Here is a 22585-nt window from a genome sequence, read left to right as displayed (position 1 = left end):
CGACTGAACTCGTCGCCGCCGGGAGCGCCGCCAGGCATCGCGAAAGGCGACTCCCATGAACTCGAACGCTTCTTCTTCTTCCTCCTCCTCTGCGCTGCGGCGAGCCCTGGTGCTCGGCGGCGGCGGATCGACCGGCAACGCGTGGCTGATCGGCGTCGTCGCCGGCCTGCATGACGCGGGTCTCGACGTGACCGACGCCGAGCTGACCATCGGCACCTCGGCCGGCTCGACCGCTGCCGCGCAGCTGGCGGGCGCCGGCCCGGCCGAGCTGTACCAGGCCGCACTCACGCCGATCTCGACCCCGCCCCATCGTCCGGCGACTCCTGCCGGGCAGGGAGGTGCTCGGAGCGCGGCGGTGCACGACCACCTCGAGCGGATGCATCGGATCATCGACGCGTCGGCCGACGCCGCCGACCTCCGGCGTCGCATCGGCGCAGCGGCCCTCGAACTCCCCGCATCGAGCGACGGCGCTCGGCAGGCCCAGTGGCGCGCGACCGTCGCTGCACGGCTGCCCCAACCGCACTGGCCCGAACGTGCGGTATTCCTCACGGCGATCGATGCCGAGACCGGCGAACCGGTCGTCTTCGATCGACGCAGCGGCGTCGAGCTCGTCGACGCCGTCGCCGCCAGCTGCTCGAGCGGCTTCGCGTACACGATCGGCGATCGGCGGTACCTCGACGGCGGCTTCAGGTCGAACGCCGAGAACGCCGATCTGGCCGCCGGGTGCGACCGCGTGCTCGTGCTGTCGCCGTTCAGCGGCCGATCGCTGACCCCGATCGAGTGGGGTACTCATCTCGAGACCCAGCTCGACGAGCTCCGCGCGGGCGGCAGCCGCGTCGAGACGATCGTCCCCGAGCCGGCGACGGAGCACTTCTTCGGCGCCAACGCGATGGACCTCTCGCAACGTCCGGCCGCGGCTCGCGCGGGATACGAGCTCGGCATCGCCCGGGCGGGTCATCTCGCCGAGTTGTGGGGCTGACGCCGCACACGCGAAAGCCCCGCATTCCGTCGGAATGCGGGGCTTGTTCGCTCCCCCACTTGGACTCGAACCAAGAACCTATCGGTTAACAGCCGATTGCTCTGCCAATTGAGCTATGGAGGATCACGCGCATTCAGACCTCACGGCGCCTCTTGCGTGCAGAGATACTGTAGCAAAGGGATGCCCCGACTCCCAATTCGAGGCCGCCTCGCATTCGGGTATCGTCAGGACGACCCGTCAGTAGCCCGCGTCGAGGTCGATCCGCCCCTCGAATTCGCCCACGCCGAAGAAGGCGCGCACGTTGTGCTCGACCCGCGCGGCGAGCAGCGCCGGCGTCGTCGCCATCGCATCGGCGACGTGCGGTGTGATGACGCAATCGGGCGAGCTCCACAGCGGATGCCCCGCCGGGAGCGGTTCGGGATCGGTGACGTCGAGACCCGCACCGCCGAGATGCCCCGAATCGAGCGCGGCGACGAGTGCCGCCGTGTCGATGATCGGACCGCGACCGACGTTCACGACCACGGCGCCGGGCGCCAGGGCGGCGAGTACCTCGGCGCCGACCGCCCCACGCGTCTCGTCGGTCAGCGCCGACGCGACGATGAGCACGTCGGCGCGGGTCGCGACCTCGGCGAGGCGATCGAGCTTCACCGTGCGGGCAGCGCCCGGGAGGTCGCCGGCACTCCGACGCACCACGGAGACGCGCACGCCGAACGGCGCGAGCAGGCGCAGCAGCTCGATCGCGATGCCTCCGGCACCGACGATGACGACGTCGGCGCCGTGCAGGCTGCGGCTCGAGTGGTCGCGCCGCCATACGCCGGCGCGCACCCGTCGCGGAAGCCGACGGAGCAGTGCGAGCGTCAACGTCAGGGCGTGCTCGGCGACCGGCCCGGCGTACACGCCCTTGCCGCTCGTCCACACGCGCCCATCACCGCGGAATCGCGGCAGGACCTCGGCGAACGGGTCGATGCCCGCCCACGGCAGCTGCACCCACTCGACCCCGGGTGCGCGATCCAGCGCCTTGACGAGTGCGGCACCGCCCGAGGAGCCGCTCCACACGATGCCGCGCGTTCGAGCGTCGAGCGGGGCGACCGCTCCCCCGGCCCGCTCGACCGCGGCAACGAGCTCGGGCTCGGCCTCGGGCACGACCGCGATCGTTCCCCGGGCGTCGACCGTGCCGCGCGCGGCCGAGGCATCCGTCATGCCAGTGGCTCGGCCAGGTCGTCGATGACCGCGTGCCCGCCGTCGAGTGCCCCCGCGAGGGCCTGGACGTACGGGTGATGCGGGTCGTGGAAGACCTCTTCGATGGTGCCGATCGCGGCGAGCTCGCCGCGATCGAGCACCGCGATGCGGTCGGCGACGCTGCGCAGCACCGGCAGGTCGTGGGTGATCATCACCGCCGAGAACGCGTGCCGCTCGCCGAGCTCGGCGATCAACTGCGCCACCGCATCGCGCACCGTGAGGTCGATGCCCGCCGTCGGCTCATCGGCGATGAGCACCGAGGGGCCGAGCACGAGGGCACGCGCGAGCGCGACACGCTGGCGCTGCCCGCCGCTCAGCTCGTACGGGTACTTCTCGAGCATGCCGAGCGGCAGTCGCACCCCGTCGAGCATGGTGGCGACCCGGGTCGCGAGCGCCTTGGCGTTGTACCGTCGGTCGCGCTCGAGGATGGGCTCGCCGATGATCTCGGCGACGCTGTGATCGGGCGGCAGCGTCGACGCGGCGTCCTGGGGCAGGTAGCCGACGTGGAACCGGTACTCGGCGACCTTGCGCTTGGGCAGGCCGCGCAGCGGCTGTCCGAGCACGGTCGCCTGACCGCCCGTGATCACCGGGCGCGCCTCGTTCGAGCGCGTCTCGAAGGCCACGCCCGAGAGCACCTTCGCGAGCGTCGACTTGCCGCTGCCCGCACTGCCGAGCACGCCGAGCACCTCGCCCGGCGCGACCTGCAGAGTCAGGCCGTGCAGGGCGACGTGCGCCGGGCTGGCACCGCGCGGCGGATACTCGAGCGACAGGTCGCTCAGGACGATCGGGTACCCGTGTGCCGCGCCGCGCATCAGTTCGCCTCCCGGAGTCGGCGGAGTTCCTCTCGGCGTTCGGCCTGCGCGACCGGGTCGGGCACCGGCAGCGAGGCGAGCAGGCGCTGCGTGTACGGGTCGCGCGGCGCGCCGAGCACCTCGGCGCCCGTGCCCTCCTCGACGAGGCGGCCGTGGTACAGCACCGCGATGCGGTCGGCCAGCAGGTCGACGACGGCGAGGTCGTGGCTGATGAACAGCGACGCGAAGCCGAACTCGCGCTGCAGCTCGGCGAAGAGCTCGAGCACGCGGGCCTGCACCGAGACGTCGAGCGCGCTCGTCGGCTCGTCGGCGATGAGCAGCTCGGGCTCGAGCGCGAGCGACCGTGCGAGGCTCGCGCGCTGGCGCTGGCCGCCCGAGAGCTCGTGCGGGTAGCGGTCGCCGTACGCCTTCGGCAGCTGCACCGCCTCGAGCAGCTCGTCGACGCGGGGGCGCGCCGCGACGGCGTCACCGGCCCGGCCGTGGATGATGAGCGGCTCGGCGACGCACTCGGCGATCGTCAGCAGCGGGTTGAAGCTCGACGCCGGATCCTGGAAGACGAACCCGATGCGGCTGCGCAGCGGCCGGAACTCGCGCTCCGAGAAGTCGTTCATCTCGTGCCCGAGCACCTTGAGCGAGCCGCCCGTGACCTTGGTGAGGCCGGCGATCGAGCGACCGATCGTGGTCTTGCCCGAACCCGACTCGCCGACGAGCCCCAGGACCTCGCCGGGCCGGATCACGAGGTCGACGCCGTCGACCGCGCGGAAGCCGGGCCTGCCGAAGCGCCCCGGGTAGACGATCTCGAGCCCCTGCGCGGCGACGACCGGGGCCTGCTCGGCCCAGCCCGCGGGGCGGGCCGCCGCACGCTCGGCGGTCTTCGCCGAACCGGTGCCGACGTAGGGCACTGCGGCGAGCAGCGCCTTCGTGTACTCGGCCTTCGGTGCGGAGAACAGGGTCTTCGCATCCGCCTCTTCGACGACCTTGCCCTGGTACATCACCGCGACCCGGTCGGCGAGATCGGCGACGACGCCCATGTTGTGGGTGATGAGCACGATGCCCATGCCGAACTCGTCGCGGCAGCGGCGCAGCAGGTCGAGGATCTCGGCCTGGACGGTGACGTCGAGCGCCGTCGTCGGCTCGTCGGCGACGATGAGCCCCGGGTCGAGCACGAGCGCCATCGCGATCACGATGCGCTGCTTCTGACCGCCCGAGAACTCGTGCGGGTAGTGGTCGATGCGCACCTCGGGCTCGGGGATGCCGACGCGACGCAGCACGTCGATCGCCTTCGCGCGGGCCTCCTTCTTCGAGAGATCGGAGTGCGCGCGCAGGCCCTCGATGATCTGCCACCCGACGGTGTACACCGGGTTGAGCGCGGTCGACGGCTCCTGGAAGACCATCGCGACGTCAGTGCCGCGAATGGCCCGGAGCGTGCGCTTCGGGATCGAGACGACGTCGTGCTGGGCCGTTCCCGCCTTGTTCGACAGGATCACCGCCCCGCTCGCCGTCGCCGTCTCGGGGAGGAGGCCGAGGATCGTCTTCGCGGTCACGGTCTTGCCGCTGCCCGACTCGCCGACGATCGCGAGCACCTCGCCGCGTTCGACCGACAGCGAGACGCCATCGACCGCCTTCACCGCACCGGCGTCGGTCGAGAACGAGACGCCGAGCCCTTCGATGCTCACCACCGTGCTCATGGCTTGACCTCGATCCCGTGTTCGTCGAATGTCGCTTCGTCTTCCAGTCCGGCGAGGCCCCCGGGGCCGGCCGTCAGCGTGCCGCCGGGCACGACCGAGGTCTCGGCGACGACGCCCGACGACTGGGCGACCCGGCGGCGACCGCGCAGGCGCGGGTCGGCGAGGTCGTTGAGGCTCTCGCCGACGAGCGTGATGCCGAGCACCACGAGCACGATCGCGAGACCCGGGTAGAGCGAGGTCCACCAGATGCCGCTCGTGACGTCGGAGAGCGCCTTGTTGAGGTCATAGCCCCACTCGGCCGCGGCGGTCGGCTCGATGCCGAATCCGAGGAAGCCGAGGCCAGCGAGCGTGAGGATCGCCTCGGAGGAGTTCAGCGTGAAGATGAGCGGCAGCGTGCGGGTCGCATTGCGCAGCACGTGGCGGAACATGATGCGGCTGTTCGACGCGCCGAGCACCTTGGCCGACTCGACGAAGGCCTCGGCCTTGATGCGCACCGTCTCTGCACGGATCACCCGGAAGTACTGCGGGATGAAGACGACGGTGATCGAGAGCGCCGCCGCGAGCACGCCGCCCCACAGGTTCGACTGGCCGCCCGAGATCGCGATCGCCATGACCATCGCGAGCAGCAGCGAGGGGAACGCGTAGATCGCGTCGCACACGACGACGAGCACCCGGTCGAGCCAACCGCCGAAGTACCCCGACAGGAGGCCGAGCAGCACACCGGCGAAGATCGACAGGATCACCGCGATGATGATCACGAGGATCGCGGTCTGCGCGCCCCAGATCGTGCGGGAGAGCACGTCGTACCCGCCGACCGTGGTGCCGAACGGATGCTCAGCCGACGGCGGCTGCTGGCTGCCGAACGGGCCGTCGGCGTTGCGCAGCTGCGCGAATCCGTACGGCGCGAGGAGCGGCGCGAAGACCGCGGTCAAGATGAAGATCGCGGTGATGATCAGGCCCGCGACGAGCATGCCGCGCTGGAGTCCCACACTCTGGCGGAGCTGGTGCACGACGGGGATGCGGTCGCGGAGCCGGCGCTTCTGCGCGGGCGCCGCGACGGCGTTCGATGCGGTGGTCGACATGTCAGTACCTCACCCTCGGGTCGATGAGCGCCGCGATGATGTCGACGATGAAATTCGTGAGGGCCACGATGACGGCGAGCAGGGCGACGATGCCCTGCACGGCGACGAAGTCGCGCGCCTGGATGTACTCGACCAGCTGGAAGCCGAGGCCCTTCCACTCGAAGGTCGTCTCGGTGAGCACGGCGCCGCCGAGGAGGACCGCGATCTGCAGACCGATGACCGTGATGATCGGGATGAGCGCCGGACGGTAGGCGTGCTTGCGCAGCAGCCGCGACTCGGCGACGCCGCGCGAGCGGGCTGCGTCGACGTAGTCGGTGCCGAGCGTGCCGATGACGTTCGTGCGCACGAGGCGGAGGAACACGCCGGCGGTGAGCAGGCCGAGCGCGATCGCCGGGAGCACCGCGTGGGCGAGCACGTCGCCGAGCACTGCGGGGTCGCCGGTCATGATCGCGTCGATCGTGTAGAAGCCCGTCTTGTTCGGCAGGAACTCCATCTCGATGGTCGCCCCGGTCGAGGCGCGGCCCGCGACCGGCAGCCACTTCAGCCAGACCGCGAAAACGAGCTTCAGCAGGAGGCCGGCGAAGAACACCGGCGTCGCGTAGCAGAGGATCGCGAAGACGCGGAGGAGCGCATCCTGACCCTTGTCGCGGAAGTAGGCCGCGATGAGCCCGAAGGGGATGCCGACGGCGAACGCGACGAGGAGCGAATAGAAGGCGAGCTCGAAGGTGGCGCTGCCGTAGGTGAACAGCACCTCGGTGACCGGCCGGTTGTCGCTGATGGTCATGCCGAAGTCGCCGGTGAAGACGCCGCCCATGTACTCGAGGTACTGGACGATGAGCGGTCGGTCGAAGCCCGCGGCGTGGATGCGCTCCGCGAGCTGGTCGGGCGGCAACTGGCCGCCGAGCGCCGCAGTGATCGGGTCACCGGTCGTGCGCATGATGAGGAACACCACACTCACCAGGATGAACACCGTGGGGATGATGAGGAGTGCGCGGATGATGATGTAGCGGCCGAGGCTGCTGCCCGAGGATCTCTTGGATCGCTTTCGGACGGGATCAGCGCCGGTGGCGGCCGTCGTCGTTGAGGTCAATGTTCGCCAATCAGGGGTGTGGCTCGAATGCGGGTGGCCCGCTCACGAAGAGCGGGCCACCCGTTCCGGTATCAAAGCGACTCTAGTCGCTCAGTTCGCTCAGCCCTTGGTGAGCGAGGCGAATCGGAACTTGAACGAACCGTCGAGGACCGCGCCGTCGATGTCGGTGCCGGTGACGGCCACCTGGGCGCCCTGGAGGTACGGCACGGTCGACAGGTCGGCCGCCACCTTCTCCTGGATCTCCTCGATGATCGCGGTGCGCGCGGCGACGTCGGTCGTCACGGCCTGCTCGAGGATGAGGTCGTTGACCTCGGGGTTGTCGTAGTGGTTGCTGAGGAAGTTCTCCTTGAGGAAGAACGGCGTCAGGTAGTTGTCGGCGTCCGAGTAGTCGGGGAACCAACCGAGCTGGTAGGCCGGGTAGACGTCGGCGACGCGGTCCTCGGAGTACTGCACCCACTCGGTGGTCTGCAGGTTCACCGTGAACAGGCCGTCGGCCTCGAGCTGGTCCTTGATGAGCGCGTACTCGTCGGCCGACGAGGGGCCGTAGTGGTCGTTCGAGTACTGGAGGTTCAGCTCGACCGGCGTGGTGACGCCGGCAGCCTCGAGCGCCGCCTTGGCCTTCTCAGCGTCGGGCGCACCGGCGCCGTCGCCGTAGAGCTCCTTCAGGGGCTCGACCGCACCGGCCAGGCCCGCGGGGATGTAGGAGTACAGCGGCGTGTAGGTGCCCTTGTAGACCTGCTCGCCGAGCTCCTCGCGGTCGATGAGACCGGCGACGGCCTGACGGACGGCGAGGGCCTTGGCCGGGTCGGCCTCGGGGGTCTTCGCGCCGTAGGGCTGCGTGTCGAAGTTGAAGACGATGTAGCGGATCTCGCCGCCGGGGCCGTCGACGACCTTGACCTTGTCGTTGCCCTTCAGGTCGTCGATGTCGGTCGCAGACAGGCTGCGGTACGCGACGTCGATGTTGCCCTCCTGGACGTCGAGCTTCATGTTCGACGACTCGGCGTAGTACTTCAGGTTGACCGTGTCGGTCGACGCCTCGGCGAGCAGGCCCTTGTACTCGGGGTTCTTCTTGAACGAGATCAGGTTGTTGAAGTCGTAGCTCGCGATCTGGTACGGGCCGCCGAAGGCCTTCGCCTCGACGATGTCGTCGTCGGAGGTGAGGGCGTCGGGCGAGAACACCTCGTCGTCGACGATGGCGCCCGGGAAGCTCGTGAGGATGAGCGGGAAGACCTGGTCGTTCTCGGCCTTGAGGTGGAACACGACCGTGGTGTCGTCGGGGGCGTCGACGCTCTCGAGGTTGTAGAGCAGGCTCGACGCGCCGTTCGGGTCGGCGATCTTCAGCTGACGGTCGAACGAGAACTTCACGTCGGACGAGGTGAGGTCGTTGCCGTTCGCCCACTTGAGGCCGGCGGGCAGCGTGACCGTGTACTCGGTCGGCGCGGTGAACTCGGCGGACTCGGCGAGGTCGGGCACGACGTCGGTGCTCTCGTAGTCGGTGTTCAGCAGGTACGGGAAGACCTGCGTCTGCACCGCGAGCGAACCGTTGTCGTACGAACCGGCCGGGTCGAGCGTCGTGACCTTGTCGGTCGTGCCGACCGTGATCGAACCGCCCGAAGCGTTGTCGCCGTCGCCACCGCCGGCCGAGCAGCCGGCGAGCACGAGTGCGGCCGCCGAGAGTCCGGCTGCCGCGATGAGCGCGCGGCGGCCGTTCTTGGTTGCGGATGTCATATCCGTCTACCTCTTCCTGTCAGGACTGAAGCGCACCGCGGATTCCACGGCGCGTTCTCGTATCACTCAGAGGTAGCACAACGATCCGAAGTGATGCAGGGAGGTGCCGTCGAACGTCGGAATGTTTACCGATCTGCAACCTTGCGCGCAACGGATCGTCGCGCGGCGTCGCACGGCGACGGAATCCGTCAGTCGGCGCGCAGCGCCCGGCGCTCCTGCTCGAGCTCGACGAGGGCGCGCTGCAGGGCCGAGAAGGTCGCCTGGTCGTCGGTCGACAGCCGCTGCAGCCGGCCGAGCAGCTCGGACTTCTGGCGCAGCAGCTCGCGGTCGATGAGCGAGCTCACCACCCCGCGCGCCCACGCCTCGAGCTCGGTGTCGTTGCGCTGCGGCACGGGCAGCACCGCGAGCTGCTGCACGACCCCGGCGAACGGCGCGGGCACCTCGGCGACGACCCGATCGACGCGCAGCCTCGGATCTGTCGACCCGAGCACCGCAGCGACGCCGTCGCGCACGACGGCGAGCGTCGCGTCGCCGAATCGCGAGTCGACCGCGTGCCGGAGGAGTTCGTCGCCGACCCGGTCGGGGAACTGCAGCATGGCCTGCAGGGCATCGCGCTCGAGCCTGGTCGACGGGTCGTTCGGCAGTGTCGCGATCGAGAACGGGCGCTCGGCGGCTGCCTCTCCCCCGTTCGAGGCGGGCGGTGCGGATGCCTCGCTCCGCGGCTGCGGCGCCGTCGCCGGTGCGCGACCGCGGCCGCCCCCGCCGGCCCCGCGCACGGCACGGGTCACCTCGGCGAGCTCCATGCCGAGCATGCGGGCGAGCTCGCGCGTGTAGCCGGGCCGCAGCGAGGCGTCGCGGATCTCGGCGACGATGGGCGCCGCGGCGCGGAGCGCGCCGACCCGGCCTTCGACGGTCTCGAGGTCGTAGCGGTTCAGCGTGTGCCGGATCACGAACTCGAACATCGGCACCTTCGTCTCCACGAGGGTGCGCACCGCGCCGTCGCCGCGGGCCAGCCGCAGGTCGCAGGGGTCGAGGCCGTCGGGGGCCACCGCGACGAAGGTCTGGGCCGCGAAGCGCTGCTCTTCGGCGAAGGCGCGCATCGCGGCCTGCTGGCCGGCGGCGTCGCCGTCGAAGGTGAACACGACCTCGCCGACCCCCGAGGAGTCGCCGAGGACCCGCCGGAGCACCTTGATGTGGTCGACGCCGAACGCCGTGCCGCAGGTCGCGATCGCCGTCGTCACCCCCGCGAGGTGGCAGGCCATGACATCGGTGTACCCCTCGACCACGACGACGCGGTGCGTCTTCGAGATGTCGCGCTTGGCGAGGTCGAGCCCGTAGAGCACCTGCGACTTGTGGTAGACCGCCGTCTCGGGGGTGTTCAGGTACTTGGGGCCCTTGTCGTCGTCGAGCAGGCGCCGGGCGCCGAATCCGACGGTCTGGCCCGTGACATCCCTGATGGGCCAGACGAGGCGGCCGCGGAACCGGTCGTACACTCCACGGTCGCCCTGCGAGACGAGCCCGGCGGCACTCAGCTCTTCGGTGGAGTAGCCCTTCGACTTCAGGTGGTTCGTCAGCGCGTCCCAGCTCTTCGGCGCGAAGCCGACGCCGAACCGGCGGGCCGCCTCGGCGTCGAAGCCGCGCTCGCCGAGGAACCGGCGGCCGATCTCGGCCTCGGGCGCGCCGAGCTTCTCGACGAAGAACTCGGCGGCGGCCTGGTTCGCCGCGAGCAGCCGCGCGCGGTTGCCGTGGTCGGGCGCCTGCCCGCCGTCTTCGTAGTGCAGCTCGAAGCCGATGCGGCCGGCGAGCCGCTCGACCGCCTCGGTGAACGAGACATGGTCCATGCGCTGGAGGAAGGTGTAGACGTCGCCCGACTCGCCGCAGCCGAAGCAGTGGTAGTAGCCGACGCCGGGCCGCACGTTGAAGCTCGGGCTGCGCTCGTCGTGGAAGGGGCAGAGGCCCTTCAGCGAACCGACTCCGGCGGACTTCAGGCTGACGTGGTCGCCGATGATGTCGGCGATGTTCGTGCGGGCCTTCACCTCGTCGACATCGCTCTGTCGAATTCGGCCCGCCATGCTCACATCCTAATCTCGGTCGACGGTTCACTGGGCGGGTCTGCGGCGGACGCCGCCGCACCGATCAGCGCTGCACGAGCCGCTCGTACCAGCTGAGCGCCGACTGGTCGGTGAGGCTCGCGACCTGGTCGACGACGACCCGCTTGCGCGCGGCGTCGTCGGCCGCGGCCGCCCAGTCCTCGGCGAACCCGGCATCGAGGTGCTCGTCGCCGCTCGTGTACAGCGCGTCGGCGAGCGAGGCCAGCACCTGCCGCTGCTGGAGGTAGATCGGCTGGCGCGTGTTGCGCGACATCACGAAGGCCGCGACGATGCCCTTCAGCACCGCGATCTCGGCCTGGATCTCGCGCGGCACGACGACGTCGGCGTCGAAGCGGATGAGGCTCGCGAGCGGGAAGGCCGAACGCGTCGCCGCGGTCGCCGCGTGCGCGAAGCGCCCGATGAGCTGGCTCGTCAGGTTCTTCAGCCGGGCCTGGTCGCGCCGGCTGCCCGTCCACTCGTCGAGCCACCCGTCGAGCGAGTCGAGCCGGTCGAACGCTGCGATGAGCTCGTCGTGCGAGATCGCGCCGCCGACCCACTCGTGCATCGACGAGACGAGCTCGTCGTGATCGACGCGGGCGCCGAGTGCCGCGACGTCGATGTAGCCGCCGACGATCGCGTCCTCGAAGTCGTGCACCGAGTAGGCGATGTCGTCGGAGAGGTCCATCACCTGCGCCTCGATGCAGAGCCGCCGCGCGGGGGCACCAGCGCGCAGCCACTCGAACACCGCGACGTCGTCGTGGTAGAAGCCGAACTTCTGCCGCCCCGACGGGTCGGCGACGCCCGTCGCCTCGGGCCACGGGTACTTGCAGCTCGCGTCGAGGCTCGCGCGCGTCAGGTTGAGGCCGTAGCTGCGGCCGTCGCCGCCGAACACCTTCGGCTCGAGGCGGGTGAGCAGGCGCAGGGTCTGCGCGTTGCCCTCGAACCCGCCGATGTCGGCCGCCCAGTCGTTGAGCGCCTTCTCCCCGTTGTGCCCGAACGGCGGGTGGCCGAGGTCGTGCGCGAGGCACGCGGTGTCGACGACATCGGGGTCGAGTGCGAGGTTCTCGGCGAGCTCACGCCCGATCTGGGCGACCTCGAGCGAGTGGGTGAGCCGGTTGCGCGCGAAGTCGAGGCCCGAGGTCGGGCTCAGCACCTGCGTCTTCGCCGCGAGGCGTCGGAGCGCGCTCGAGTGCAGCAGGCGCCCCCGGTCGCGCGCGAAGTCGCTGCGCCGCGACGAGTGCTCCTCGGGCAGCATCCGTTCGGTGTCGACGGCCTCGTAGCCGCCGAAGAGTCGATCTGCCACCGGGCTACCCGCCGCTCGTGTCGAGCTCGGCGTCGACGAGGGTCACCCGGTCGTGGCCGACCAGCTCTTGCGAGTCGAGCCAGCCCTCGGGAAGCGTCGGGTTCTTCGGCGTGCCGGCGCGGCCGCGCGGACCCTCGGCGCCCTCGCCCGGGTACGGCATCGACCAGTCGAGCGTGCCGAGGAGGTCGTCGAGCATCGCGAGCGACTCGACGGTCGCGAGGCGCGCACGCAGGTCGCCGCCGACCGGGTACCCCTTGAAGTACCAGGCGACGTGCTTGCGGATGTCGCGGCAGCCGCGCTCCTCGCTGTCGAAGAACTCGGTCAGCAGTTCGGCGTGCCGCCGGAAGGTCTGCGCGACCTGCCCGAGCGACGGCTGGAACAGTGCGCCGTCGTCGCCCGCGAGCTCGCCGCGGAACCCCGCCGCGAGATCGCCGAAGAGCCAGGGGCGCCCGAGGCATCCGCGACCGACGACGACGCCGTCGCAGCCCGTCTCGTCGACCATGCGCAGCGCGTCGGCGGCCGACCAGATGTCGCCGTTGCCGAGCACCGGCACGCTCGTCACCGTCTCCTTCAGCTTCGTGATCGCCGACCAGTCGGCCTGGCCCGAGTAGAACTCGGCCGCGGTGCGGGCGTGCAGGGCGACCGCCGAGACTCCGGCGCCCTCGGCGATGCGCCCGGCCTCGAGGTAGGTGAGGTGGTCGGCGTCGATGCCCTTGCGCATCTTCACCGTCAGCGGGATGTCGCCCGCGGCCCGCACCGCGCCCTCGACGATGTCGCGGAAGAGGCCCGTCTTCCACGGGAGGGCCGAGCCCCCGCCCTTGCGGGTGACCTTCGGCACGGGGCATCCGAAGTTCAGGTCGATGTGGTCGGCCCGGTCTTCGGCGACGAGCATCGTGACGGCCTCGGCGACGGTCTTCGGGTCGACGCCGTAGAGCTGGATCGATCGCGGCGTCTCGGACTCGTGGTGCGTGATCAGGCGCATCGACTCGGGCGTGCGTTCGACGAGCGCGCGCGAGGTGATCATCTCGGAGACGTAGAGGCCCGCGCCGAACTCGCGGCAGAGCCGGCGGAACGCCGTGTTCGTGATGCCGGCCATGGGCGCGAGCACGACGGGCACGTCGAGCTCGATGCCGCCGATCGCGAGCGGGCCTGCGGGAAGCGTGGTGGTTGAGGACATCACCGTCGATTCTCCCAGAGATCGGGGCGCACTCGCCCGATGCCGCCGAGCGAGCCTAGGATTCACTGCAGGTCGACCATTGGGGAGGACGAGATGGCGGAACTCACGGGTGCCGAGCGGGTGCGGGCGGATGCCGCGGCGCGCGGCCTCGACGTCGAGATCATCGAGCGGCCCGCCGCGCGCAGCCTCGAGGAGGCGGCCGAGCTCATGGGCATCTCCCCCGGCGACATCGTGAAGTCGCTCGTCGTCAAGCGCAGCGACGACACCTACCTCTTCGCGCTCGTGCCCGGCGGACGCAAGATCAGCTGGTCGAAGCTGCGGGCGCTCGTCGGCGTCAACAAGCTGCAACTGCCCGACGCGTCGCTCGCCCTCGCCGCGACCGGCTACGAGCGCGGCACGATCACTCCGCTCGGCTCGACGACGCCGTGGCCGGTGTTCGTCGACGAGTCGATCGCAGGCCGCCGCGTGTCGATGGGCGCGGGCGAGCACGGGCGCAGCCTCTTCGTCGACGCCGACGCACTCATCTCGGCGTTCGACGCGACCGTCGCCGACCTCAGCGACCCCGAGTAGCGGAGAATGGCGACCGTTTCGGGAATGCCGGGCGCACCCGATGCGTTCGCACCCATCGTGACTTCCCCCATCAAGATCGACATCTGGTCCGACATCGCCTGCCCGTGGTGCTACATCGGCAAGCGCCACTTCGAAGAGGGCCTCGCGTCGCTCGGCGACGACGCGCCCGCCGTCGAGATCGAGTACCACTCCTTCGAGCTCGCCCCCGACACCCCCGTCGACTTCGAGGGCAGCGAGATCGACTTCCTCGCGAAGCACAAGGGCCTGCCGGCCGAGCGCGTGCAGCAGATGCTGCAGCACGTCACCGGTGTCGCCGCGAACGCCGGCCTCGACTACGACTTCGACGCACTCCAGCACACGAAGACGCTGAAGGCGCACGAGCTCCTGCACTTCGCGAAGGCGCAGGGGCGTCAGCTCGAACTCTCGGAGCGCCTCTTCAAGGCCTACTTCACCGAGGGCCGTCACGTCGGGCGCATCGACGAGCTCGTCGAGCTCGCCGTCGACGCCGGACTCGACGCCGACGCCGCCCGGGAGGCGCTCGAGTCGGACCGCTACGCCGCCGACGTGCAGGCCGACATCGCGCAGGCCGGCGCCTACGGCATCAACGGCGTGCCGTTCTTCGTGTTCGAGGGCAAGTACGGCGTCTCGGGCGCACAGCCCGCCGAGGTCTTCGGCCAGGTGCTCACCCAGGTCGCGGGCGAGCGCGACGGCGCGGCCGCGTGAGCCCCGACATCAGGGCGGATGCCACAGGCGCGGCCCCGTTCGAGGTCGTCCCTGCGAACGGCGTGGTCGGCGAGGCATCCGCGTCGCCGTTCACCATGCTGCCCGGCGCCACCGGTGCCATGGTCTGCGAGGGCGACGTCTGCTTCGTGCCCGGGCTCTCGGCCGAGTAGCCCGAGGCCGTCCGCGCTTAGAGTGGTCGGATGCCCGAGCATCCGCGCCGTATCCTCGTCGCCGGGGCGAGCGGTGCCGGCAAGACGACGCTCGCGCGGCGCATCGCCGCGGCGGCCGGCCTGCCGTTCCAGGAGATCGATGCGCTGTTCCACGGACCCGACTGGACGCCGCGGCCAAGCTTCGTCGACGACGTCGACGCCTTCACCTCGCAACCCGGATGGGTGATCGAGTGGCAGTACGGCGCGGTACAGCCGCTACTCGCGGAGCGTGCGCAGCTGCTCGTCTTCCTCGACTACCCGCGCGGGCGGGTGATGCGCCAGGTGATCGGTCGCACGCTGCGGCGCCGCCTCCGCCGCGAGGAGCTCTGGAACGGCAACCGGGAGGCGCCGTTCCGCACGATCCTCACCGACCACGAGCACATCGTGCGCTGGGCGTGGCGGACCCACGGCACGCGGGCGGCCCTCGTCGACGAGGCCGGCGCCAGGAACCCCGGGCTCGCGGTCGTGCGGCTCAGGCACCCGCGCGAGGCCGAGTCCTGGCTGCGGGAGACCTTCCCTTTCGCGAGATAGCGATATATCGTTGAGTATCGTTCGCATCTCGCGGGAGGTCATCATGAACGGCAATCGCCCGAACGGCGGATTCGGCGGCGCAGGCTTCGGCGGAACGGGACCCGGCAACCCGGGCGCCGCGATCTGGGAGGCGATGGAGCAGTTGCGCTCCTCGTTCGACCAGCGGCCCGGCATGCGACGCATGGCTCGCGGCGACGTGCGCGCGGCGGTGCTCGCGCTCCTCGCCGAGCAGCCGATGCACGGCTACCAGATCATCCAGGAGATCGACGAGCGCAGCGGCGGCTCGTGGAAGCCGAGCGCGGGCTCGGTCTACCCGACGCTGCAGCTCCTCGCCGACGAGGGGCTGATCGTCGCCGACGAACTGCAGGGTCGCAAGACGTACTCGCTGACCGAGGCCGGCCGCGACGAGGCCGCCGCCGCAGCCGACAAGCCCGCACCGTGGGCCTCGCCCTCGGCGCAGGGCGGCGCGCACCGCGCTCTCTCGAAGGCCGGCGTCGAACTCGCCGCCGCCGCAGCGCAACTCGGTCGCAGCGGCTCGCCCGAGCAGATCCAGCAGGCCGTCACCGTGCTCGACGAGGCGCGGCGCCGGCTGTACTCGATCCTCGCCGAGGGCTGATCGGGTGCCGCTGCGCGTGCCGCATCCGTCGCGACGCGAGAGGATGGCGGCATGACCGACGGTGCCCACCGCGCGCGCTCACGCCGCATCCTCGGATTCGCGGCGCGCCAGCTCGTGCAGCTCTGGTGGTACGAACTCGTGCTGCCGAAGCTCGGTCTCGGCGGCATCGCCGACCGTTCGCGTGAGCGACGGATGCGATCGCTCGCATCGAAGTTCCGCACCCTCGCGGTCGACCTCGGCGGTCTCATGATCAAGGTCGGGCAGTTCCTCTCCGCGCGCCTCGACGTGCTGCCGCCCGAGATCACCACAGAACTCGCGGGCCTGCAGGACGAGGTGCCGGCCGTGCCGTTCCCCGAGATCCGCGCGCTCGCCGAGGCCGAGCTCGGGGCCCCGCTCGATCGGGTGTACGACCGATTCGACGAGGCCCCGGTCGCAGCGGCCTCCCTCGGGCAGGCGCATCGCGCCCGGCTCTCCGCAGGCGACGCCGCCGCCACCGGGCTCGCCGACGTCGTCGTGAAGGTGCAGCGCCCCGGCATCGAGCAGATCGTCGCCGTCGACCTCGCGGCGCTCCGCCGGGTGGCGGGATGGCTGCGACGCGTGCGCATCGTCGCCGACCACGTCGACGCGCCCGCCCTCGTCGAGGAGTTCGCCCAGACGAGCCACGAGGAGATCGACTACGTTCACGAGGCCCAGAACGCCGAGCGCTTCGCCGAGTCGTTCGCCGACGAGCGGCGCGTGTACGCCCCCGCGGTCGTGTGGGAGCGGACGACCCGACGGGTGCTGACGCTCGAGGACGTCACCGCGATCAAGATCAACGACACCGATGCGCTCGAGGCCGCCGGCATCTCCCCCGCGGCGGTCGCACGCGTCTTCGCCGAGGTCATGTTCGACCAGGTGTTCACCCACGCGTTCGTGCACGCCGACCCGCACCCCGGCAACATCTTCGTCACGCCGCTCGTGGGCGACCCTGCGAGCGGCACGCCGGCACCGGGCATCCCGTGGCGCCTCACCTTCGTCGATTTCGGCATGATGGCCGAGGTCCCCTCCGAACTGCGGGCCGGACTCCGCGCGCTCGTCATCGCCGTCGCGTCGCGCGACGGCCACGGGATGATCGAGGCCGCGCACGAGATCGGCGTGCTCATGCCCTCGGCCGACACCGGCGAGCTCGAGCGCGCGCTCACGCAGCTGTTCGAGCGCTTCGGCGGTATGGGCTTCGCCCAGCTGAAAGAGGTCGACCCGCGCGAGTTCCGCGACTTCGGCGTCGAGTTCGGCGACGTCATGCGCTCACTGCCGCTGCAGTTGCCCGAACACCTGCTGCTCCTCATCCGGGCGATGGCGCTCACCTCGGGCATGTGCAGTTCGCTCGATCCCGACTTCAACGTCTGGGACGCGGTCGAACCGTACGCCACGCAGCTCCTGAACGAGGAGCGCGGCGACCTCGCGCAGGACCTCCTCGGGCAGGCGATGTCGAGCGCCGGTCTCCTCTGGGGCATGCCGAAGCGCGTCGATGCGCTCATCACCAAGGCCGATCAGGGCCGGATGTCGTTCGACACCTCGCGCCTCGAACGACGCCTCGATCGGCTGGAGGGCGTCGCGCGCCGGATCCTCTCGGGCGTCCTGTTCGCCGCACTCCTCATCGGCGGCGCGCTGCTGCTCACCCCGAACCCGGCGCTCGGCACCACGCTGATGATCGCCTCAGCCCTGCCGCTGCTGCACGCACTGTTCGCCGGGGTCGTCGGGCGGATGCGCCGCGGACGACGCTAGCGGTTCGAGCGCACCGCCGCCGCGGCGGGAGCGGTGTCGACGGTGCGCGGCCATCTGCGCGACACCCAGACGACGAGCACGGCGACGACGGCGAACGCGAGCGCGATGACGACCACCCAGAACGAGACGCCGAGGTAGCCGTTCTCCTGGCGAGCCGGATTGAGGAAGGGGTACGGGTACCACGTGTCGACCGCCCGGACCTGGTCGAACACGAGCGGCCCGCGCACGAGGGTGTAGGCGACCCACGCGATCGGGAACGCGAGGATCACCCAGACGCGGCGCCAGTCGAGCCGCGGGCGACCCGGGGCGACCAGCCAGTCGACGACGAGGAACAGCGGGCCGATCACGTGCATGACCTCGTTCGTCCACGGGTGCGAATCCTCACCGGCACCCGTCACCGGGAGGCCACGCAGCAGCAGGTTGTAGACGATGCCGGTGATGGCCATGTAGGTGACGGCGCACGCGCGCAGGATCGCGAACCACACCGGGTCGGGCAGGCGCCGCGCGAACGCGAGTCCGGCGCCGATGAGCAGCACGACCGCCGCGAGCAGGTTCGACTCGATGGTGAAGTAGCTGAAGAAGTTGACGTTGAGGGTGGCGAGGTCGGCGTAGCCCTCCTCCTGCCACGAGCCCGATGAGCCCTGGTACGTCACGACCGTCGCGGCGATGATCGCCACCGCCATCACGATGCGGAGCACCGCCCACACGATCGAGAATCCGGTGCGGGGCGGGGCGGAGAGTCGCTGGGGCGCAGTGTCGACGGTCACCCGCCCAGCTTAGGGTCGTCGCGGAACTCGCCGTCAGCCGACCGTCGGCGCGTCGATCGCCCCGCCGAACCGGCGATTGCGACGGGCGTAGATCTCGATCGCCTCCCACAGCTGGATGCGCGAGAAGTCGGGCCAGAGCGTGTCGAGGAACACCATCTCGGCATACGCCGACTGCCAGAGCAGGAAGTTCGAGGTGCGCTGCTCGCCCGAGGAGCGCACGAACAGGTCGACGTCGGGCAGCTCGGGCACGTAGAGCCGCTTTGCGATGAGCTTCTCGCTGACCGCCGAGGGCCGCAGCCGGCCGGCCGCCACATCGTCGGCGATGGACCGCACGGCGTCGGTGATCTCGTTGCGTCCGCCGTAGTTGACGCACATGGTGAGCGTCAGCACGTCGTTGCCGGCGGTGAGCTTCTCGGCGAACTGAAGCTCGTTGATGACCGAGGCCCAGAGTCGGGGCCGACGGCCCGCCCAACGGATGCGCACGCCCCACTCGTTCAGCTGATCGCGCCGACGGTGCAGCACGTCGCGGTTGTAGCCCATGAGGAAGCGCACCTCCTCGGGCGACCGCTTCCAGTTCTCGGTCGAGAACGCGTACACCGAGAGATGCTTCACTCCGGCCTGGATCGCGCCGGCGACGACGTCGAGGAGCGCCGCCTCACCCGCCTTGTGCCCCTCGATGCGGGTGAGTCCACGCTGGTTGGCCCAGCGCCCGTTGCCGTCCATCACGATCGCGACGTGCTCGGGCACCGCCCCCTTCGGGAACGCGGGCGGGTGGATTCCCGTCCAGTCGAGCGGCTTGTAGGGCACCGCGTCGCGATGGGTGAAGGGCTTCGGGGTCACAGGGTTCCTCAGAGGGCGGGGTGCGGGGCGGATGCCTCGCGGCTGACGTGCGGCAGCGAACGGAGGCCCCGTTCGAGATGCCACTGGGTGTAGGCGGCGACGATGCCGCTCGCCTGGTTGCGATCGCGTTCGGGGGCCGCCTCGGCGTAGTCCCAGTCGCCCGAGAGCAGCGCGCCGAGCAGCGCCACCGTCGTGCGCTCGATGCGCGGGGTGCCGGGCGGCGCGCACTCGTCGTCGCAGACGACGCCGCCGAGTTGCACGACCACGGCCGTGTGCTCGCCGGGGCGACCGCAGCGGGCGCAGTCGCCGAAGCTCGGCGCCCACCCGGCGAGGGCGAGGGCGCGGAGCAGATACGAGTCGAGGGTGAGGCTCGCCCCGTGCTCGCCGCGGGCGAGCGAACGGAGGGCGCCGACGAGCAGCAGGTACTGCTGCAGCGACCCCTCGGACTCGGTGAGCTTGTCGGCGGCCTCGACCATGGCGTTCGCCGCGGTGTACGCCGCGTAGTCCTGCGTGATCTGCGCGCCGTACGAGCCGAGCGACTCGGCCTGGTTCACGACGTCGAGGCTGCGGCCCTCGTAGAGCTGCAGGTCGGCGACCATGAACGGCTCGAGGCGGGCGCCGAACTTGGAACCCGTGCGTCGCACGCCCTTCGCGACGGCGCGCACCTTGCCGTGCTCGCGCGTGAGCAGCGTGAGGATGCGGTCGGCCTCGCCCAGCTTGTGGGTGCGCAGCACGACGGCTTCATCTCGGTACACGGGCACACGTCGATTCTCCCATCTCTGCAGCCCGCGGCATCCGTGATTCACTGTGATCGTGGAAACCGCAGAGTTCACGATCCCCCTCTGGCTCGACCTGACCGCCGTCGGCCTCGGCGGCGTGCAGGGCGCACTGTTCGCCTCCGGATTCCGCGGCGAACGCCGCCTCGACCTGCTGGGCGTCGCGATCGTCGGCATCGTGATGGGCTTCGGCGGCGGTGCGATCCGCGACCTGCTCCTGAACCAGCCGATCGGCGCGCTCCAGAGCAACTGGTACCTCGTGACCGCGGTCGCGGCGTCCCTCGTCGGCATGCTGCTCGCGGCTCCCCTGCAGCGCCTCAACGGGGTCATCGTCGGGCTCGACGCGCTCGTCATCGGCATGTTCGGCGCCTTCGGCACGACGAAGGCGCTCGACCTCGGGCTGCCCGTGCTCCCGGCGGTGTTCGTCGGCGTCGCGGCTGCCGTCGGCGGCGGCATCCTGCGCGACATGCTGATGAGCCTGCCGGTCGCGATCATGCACGTCGGCTCGCTCTACGCGGTCGCCGCCGCAGCCGGATGCCTCGTGCTCGTCGGTCTCGACGCCTTCGGCGTGCCGCTGCTCATCGCGGGCATGGTCTGCATCGTCGTGACGAGCCTCATCCGCTGGCTCGCGGTGATCTTCGACCTCTCGCTGCCCGAGCAGCGCATGCTCTACCGTCGCAAGGTCGCGACGGAGACCGGCGTGCTGCCGGTCATCCGCCGCTGACCTCGCGGCGCGATCAGGCCCCTGCGGTCGCGAGTGCTGCCGCCGCCTGATCAGGGCGCCGCTGACCCTGCGCGGCGCTCAGGCGCCTGCGGTCGCGAGCTCGGGCTCGGGAGTGCGCACGCGCAGCGCGCGGTTGACCGCCGAGACGACCGCCTTCAGCGACGCGGTTGAGATGTCGGCGTCGATGCCGACGCCCCAGAGCACCGTGCCCTCGACCTCGAGCTCGACGTACGCGGCCGCCTGCGAGTCGCCGCTCGCCGAAAGCGTGTGCTCGACGTAGTCGCGCAGCTTCACCTCGACGCCCTCCGCGCCCAGCACGTTGAGGAACGCCGAGATCGGCCCGTTGCCGCTCGCATCGGCCTCGACGCGCTCGGCGCCGTCGCGGAGGCCCACTCGCACGTTGACGACCCCATCGAGGGCGCTCTCGGTGCGGAGGCTCAGGAGCTCGAAGCGGCCCCACTTCTCGTCGGGGCGATTCTGCGGCGCCGGCAGGTACTCGTCGGTGAAGGCACGCCAGATCTCGTCGCTCGAGACCTCGCCGCCCTCGGCGTCGGTCTTCTGCTGCACGACGCCCGAGAACTCGATCTGCAGGCGCCGCGGCAGGTCGAGCGCGTGGTCGGTCTTCAGCAGGTAGGCCACGCCGCCCTTGCCCGACTGCGAGTTCACGCGGATGACGGCCTCGTAGCTGCGTCCCAGGTCGCGCGGGTCGACGGGCAGGTACGGCACCGCCCACTCGAGCTCGTCGACGGAGACGCCGCGGCGCTCGGCCTCGGCGGCCATCGCCTCGAAGCCCTTCTTGATCGCGTCCTGGTGCGACCCCGAGAACGCGGTGTAGACGAGGTCGCCCGCCCACGGGTGCCGCTCGGGAACCGGCAGCTGGTTGCAGTACTCGACGGTGCGCTTGACCTCGTCGATGTCGGAGAAGTCGATCTGCGGGTCGATGCCCTGCGTGAAGAGGTTCACGCCGAGTGCCACGAGGTCGACGTTGCCGGTGCGCTCGCCGTTGCCGAAGAGGCAGCCCTCGATGCGGTCGGCGCCCGCCAGGTAGCCGAGCTCGGCGGCGGCGACGGCCGTGCCGCGGTCGTTGTGGGGGTGCAGCGAGAGGAGGACGTTCTCGCGGTGCGCGAGGTGCCGGCTCATCCACTCGATCGAGTCGGCGTAGACGTTGGGGGTCGCCATCTCGACGGTCGCGGGCAGGTTGATGATCACCTTGCGCTCGGGCGTGGGCTCGAGGATCTCGAGCACCTGGTTGCAGACGTCGACCGCGAACTCGAGCTCGGTGCCGGTGTAGCTCTCGGGCGAGTACTCGTAGTAGACCGTGGTGCCCGGGATCGTCGCCTCCTGCTCGCGGCACTTGCGCGCGCCGTGCAGGGCGATGTCGATGATGCCCTGCTTGTCGGTGCAGAAGACGACCTCGCGCTGCAGGATGCTCGTCGAGTTGTAGAGGTGCACGATCGCCTGCTTCGCGCCGGCGATCGCCTCGTAGGTGCGCTCGATCAGGTGGTCGCGGGCCTGCGTGAGAACCTGGATCGTGACGTCGTCGGGGATCGCGTTCTCGTCGATGAGGCTGCGTACGAAGTCGAAGTCGGTCTGGCTCGCGCTCGGGAACCCGACCTCGATCTCCTTGTAGCCCATCTTCACGAGGAGGTCGAACATGATGCGCTTGCGCTCGGGGCTCATCGGGTCGATGAGGGCCTGGTTGCCGTCGCGCAGGTCGACGGCGCACCAGCGCGGGGCCTGCTCGATGCGCTTGGACGGCCACGTGCGGTCGGGCAGTTCGACCGAGATCTGCTCGTGGAAGGGGCGGTACCGGTGAACGGGCATCGCCGAGGGCTGCTGGGTGTTCTGCATGAGGTGCTCTTCTCGCTTGTTCGGAT

General features: G+C 70.5%; 21 protein-coding genes and 1 tRNA gene. 8 read left to right on the top strand and 14 right to left on the bottom strand.

Annotation, left to right across the window (positions count from 1 at the left end):
- Positions 1 to 55 precede the first annotated feature (55 nt).
- On the top strand, positions 56 to 979 hold the full coding sequence (locus tag ACFVTR_RS09770; protein WP_387036862.1) for a patatin-like phospholipase family protein: 924 nt from the start codon (positions 56 to 58) through the stop codon (positions 977 to 979).
- 50 nt (positions 980 to 1029) lie between these two features.
- Here ACFVTR_RS09770 and ACFVTR_RS09765 read toward each other — a convergent pair.
- The 10 genes from ACFVTR_RS09765 to dusB all read right to left on the bottom strand — a co-directional run bounded on the left by ACFVTR_RS09765 (position 1030) and on the right by dusB (position 13188).
- Positions 1030 to 1102 (bottom strand) — tRNA-Asn (locus ACFVTR_RS09765).
- Positions 1103 to 1216: 114 nt separating this feature from the next.
- Positions 1217 to 2179 carry an NAD(P)-dependent oxidoreductase gene (locus tag ACFVTR_RS09760; RefSeq protein WP_387036860.1) on the bottom strand — a complete coding sequence of 321 codons (963 nt, stop codon included), beginning with the start codon at positions 2177 to 2179 and terminating at the stop codon, positions 1217 to 1219.
- Complete coding sequence (locus ACFVTR_RS09755; protein WP_376944948.1) at positions 2176 to 3030, bottom strand: ABC transporter ATP-binding protein; 855 nt, start codon at positions 3028 to 3030, stop codon at positions 2176 to 2178. Before ACFVTR_RS09755 ends, ACFVTR_RS09760 begins: the two co-directional genes overlap by 4 nt.
- Complete coding sequence (locus ACFVTR_RS09750) at positions 3030 to 4718, bottom strand: ABC transporter ATP-binding protein (RefSeq protein WP_387036858.1); 1689 nt, start codon at positions 4716 to 4718, stop codon at positions 3030 to 3032. The genes ACFVTR_RS09755 and ACFVTR_RS09750 overlap by 1 nt, the downstream gene beginning before the upstream one ends.
- On the bottom strand, positions 4715 to 5800 hold the full coding sequence (locus tag ACFVTR_RS09745; RefSeq protein WP_376944944.1) for an ABC transporter permease: 1086 nt from the start codon (positions 5798 to 5800) through the stop codon (positions 4715 to 4717). The genes ACFVTR_RS09750 and ACFVTR_RS09745 overlap by 4 nt, the downstream gene beginning before the upstream one ends.
- Position 5801: 1 nt before the next feature.
- Entirely contained in the window at positions 5802 to 6890 is a 1089-nt protein-coding gene (locus tag ACFVTR_RS09740; RefSeq protein WP_387036856.1) for an ABC transporter permease, read from the bottom strand.
- A gap of 99 nt (positions 6891 to 6989) precedes the next feature.
- On the bottom strand, positions 6990 to 8618 hold the full coding sequence (locus ACFVTR_RS09735; protein ID WP_376944940.1) for an ABC transporter substrate-binding protein: 1629 nt from the start codon (positions 8616 to 8618) through the stop codon (positions 6990 to 6992).
- 188 nt (positions 8619 to 8806) lie between these two features.
- Positions 8807 to 10690, bottom strand: coding sequence for a DNA primase (gene dnaG / locus ACFVTR_RS09730; protein ID WP_387036854.1), 1884 nt, complete (start codon positions 10688 to 10690; stop codon positions 8807 to 8809).
- Positions 10691 to 10754: 64 nt separating this feature from the next.
- Entirely contained in the window at positions 10755 to 12011 is a 1257-nt protein-coding gene (locus ACFVTR_RS09725) for a deoxyguanosinetriphosphate triphosphohydrolase (RefSeq protein ID WP_387036852.1), read from the bottom strand.
- 4 nt (positions 12012 to 12015) lie between these two features.
- Entirely contained in the window at positions 12016 to 13188 is a 1173-nt protein-coding gene (gene dusB / locus ACFVTR_RS09720) for a tRNA dihydrouridine synthase DusB (RefSeq protein ID WP_376944934.1), read from the bottom strand.
- A gap of 93 nt (positions 13189 to 13281) precedes the next feature.
- On the opposite strand from dusB, the gene ACFVTR_RS09715 reads away from it, so the two are divergent.
- The 6 genes from ACFVTR_RS09715 to ACFVTR_RS09690 are packed head-to-tail and all read left to right on the top strand — an operon-like array spanning position 13282 to position 17601.
- Positions 13282 to 13758 (top strand): aminoacyl-tRNA deacylase, encoded by a 477-nt coding sequence (locus tag ACFVTR_RS09715; RefSeq protein WP_387036850.1) that lies wholly within the window; start codon positions 13282 to 13284, stop codon positions 13756 to 13758.
- A gap of 57 nt (positions 13759 to 13815) precedes the next feature.
- Positions 13816 to 14481, top strand: coding sequence for a DsbA family protein (locus tag ACFVTR_RS09710; RefSeq protein ID WP_387036848.1), 666 nt, complete (start codon positions 13816 to 13818; stop codon positions 14479 to 14481).
- Positions 14478 to 14651, top strand: coding sequence for a hypothetical protein (locus ACFVTR_RS09705; RefSeq protein WP_387036846.1), 174 nt, complete (start codon positions 14478 to 14480; stop codon positions 14649 to 14651). The genes ACFVTR_RS09710 and ACFVTR_RS09705 overlap by 4 nt, the downstream gene beginning before the upstream one ends.
- A gap of 30 nt (positions 14652 to 14681) precedes the next feature.
- The gene (locus ACFVTR_RS09700; protein ID WP_387036844.1) at positions 14682 to 15221 is read left to right on the top strand and encodes an AAA family ATPase; all 540 of its coding nucleotides are present in this window, start codon (positions 14682 to 14684) and stop codon (positions 15219 to 15221) included.
- A 43-nt stretch (positions 15222 to 15264) separates the two neighbouring features.
- On the top strand, positions 15265 to 15837 hold the full coding sequence (locus tag ACFVTR_RS09695; protein ID WP_376945832.1) for a PadR family transcriptional regulator: 573 nt from the start codon (positions 15265 to 15267) through the stop codon (positions 15835 to 15837).
- A gap of 51 nt (positions 15838 to 15888) precedes the next feature.
- Positions 15889 to 17601, top strand: a complete 1713-nt coding sequence (locus tag ACFVTR_RS09690) for an ABC1 kinase family protein (RefSeq protein ID WP_387036843.1) — start codon at positions 15889 to 15891, stop codon at positions 17599 to 17601.
- Here ACFVTR_RS09690 and ACFVTR_RS09685 read toward each other — a convergent pair.
- From ACFVTR_RS09685 to recO, 3 genes are read right to left on the bottom strand one after another with little or no spacing between them, the layout of a single operon-like run.
- Positions 17598 to 18368 carry a Pr6Pr family membrane protein gene (locus tag ACFVTR_RS09685; RefSeq protein WP_387036841.1) on the bottom strand — a complete coding sequence of 257 codons (771 nt, stop codon included), beginning with the start codon at positions 18366 to 18368 and terminating at the stop codon, positions 17598 to 17600. The two genes, ACFVTR_RS09690 and ACFVTR_RS09685, sit on opposite strands and share 4 nt — an antisense overlap.
- Positions 18369 to 18401: 33 nt before the next feature.
- Positions 18402 to 19208, bottom strand: coding sequence for an isoprenyl transferase (locus tag ACFVTR_RS09680; protein WP_387036839.1), 807 nt, complete (start codon positions 19206 to 19208; stop codon positions 18402 to 18404).
- Between the two features lie 8 nt (positions 19209 to 19216).
- Complete coding sequence (recO, locus tag ACFVTR_RS09675) at positions 19217 to 19969, bottom strand: DNA repair protein RecO (protein ID WP_387036837.1); 753 nt, start codon at positions 19967 to 19969, stop codon at positions 19217 to 19219.
- Between the two features lie 52 nt (positions 19970 to 20021).
- Here recO and ACFVTR_RS09670 point away from each other — a divergent pair, with 52 nt between their 5' ends.
- Entirely contained in the window at positions 20022 to 20708 is a 687-nt protein-coding gene (locus ACFVTR_RS09670) for a trimeric intracellular cation channel family protein (RefSeq protein WP_376944917.1), read from the top strand.
- 78 nt (positions 20709 to 20786) lie between these two features.
- Here the strand turns inward: ACFVTR_RS09670 and leuA are convergent, their stop codons facing one another.
- Positions 20787 to 22559 (bottom strand): 2-isopropylmalate synthase, encoded by a 1773-nt coding sequence (gene leuA / locus ACFVTR_RS09665; protein WP_387036835.1) that lies wholly within the window; start codon positions 22557 to 22559, stop codon positions 20787 to 20789.
- Positions 22560 to 22585 lie beyond the last annotated feature (26 nt).

The sequence above is a fragment of the Agromyces sp. NPDC058126 genome (assembly GCF_042884595.1).
In the GTDB taxonomy this organism is placed as follows: Bacteria; Actinomycetota; Actinomycetes; order Actinomycetales; family Microbacteriaceae; genus Agromyces.
Note: the sequence above shows the minus strand (reverse complement) of the source record. Positions and strands in the feature narration are given on the sequence as shown.

Bases quoted from the DNA above. Each gene is read 5' to 3' on its own strand.
- ACFVTR_RS09770 (WP_387036862.1), top strand. From the start codon at position 56: ATGAACTCGAACGCTTCTTCTTCTTCCTCCTCCTCTGCGCTGCGGCGA.
- ACFVTR_RS09760 (WP_387036860.1), bottom strand. From the start codon at position 2,179: ATGACGGATGCCTCGGCCGCGCGCGGCACGGTCGACGCCCGGGGAACG.
- ACFVTR_RS09755 (WP_376944948.1), bottom strand. From the start codon at position 3,030: ATGCGCGGCGCGGCACACGGGTACCCGATCGTCCTGAGCGACCTGTCG.
- ACFVTR_RS09750 (WP_387036858.1), bottom strand. From the start codon at position 4,718: ATGAGCACGGTGGTGAGCATCGAAGGGCTCGGCGTCTCGTTCTCGACC.
- ACFVTR_RS09745 (WP_376944944.1), bottom strand. From the start codon at position 5,800: ATGTCGACCACCGCATCGAACGCCGTCGCGGCGCCCGCGCAGAAGCGC.
- ACFVTR_RS09735 (WP_376944940.1), bottom strand. From the start codon at position 8,618: ATGACATCCGCAACCAAGAACGGCCGCCGCGCGCTCATCGCGGCAGCC.
- dnaG (WP_387036854.1), bottom strand. From the start codon at position 10,690: ATGGCGGGCCGAATTCGACAGAGCGATGTCGACGAGGTGAAGGCCCGC.
- dusB (WP_376944934.1), bottom strand. From the start codon at position 13,188: ATGTCCTCAACCACCACGCTTCCCGCAGGCCCGCTCGCGATCGGCGGC.
- ACFVTR_RS09715 (WP_387036850.1), top strand. From the start codon at position 13,282: ATGGCGGAACTCACGGGTGCCGAGCGGGTGCGGGCGGATGCCGCGGCG.
- ACFVTR_RS09700 (WP_387036844.1), top strand. From the start codon at position 14,682: ATGCCCGAGCATCCGCGCCGTATCCTCGTCGCCGGGGCGAGCGGTGCC.
- ACFVTR_RS09695 (WP_376945832.1), top strand. From the start codon at position 15,265: ATGAACGGCAATCGCCCGAACGGCGGATTCGGCGGCGCAGGCTTCGGC.
- ACFVTR_RS09690 (WP_387036843.1), top strand. From the start codon at position 15,889: ATGACCGACGGTGCCCACCGCGCGCGCTCACGCCGCATCCTCGGATTC.
- leuA (WP_387036835.1), bottom strand. From the start codon at position 22,559: ATGCAGAACACCCAGCAGCCCTCGGCGATGCCCGTTCACCGGTACCGC.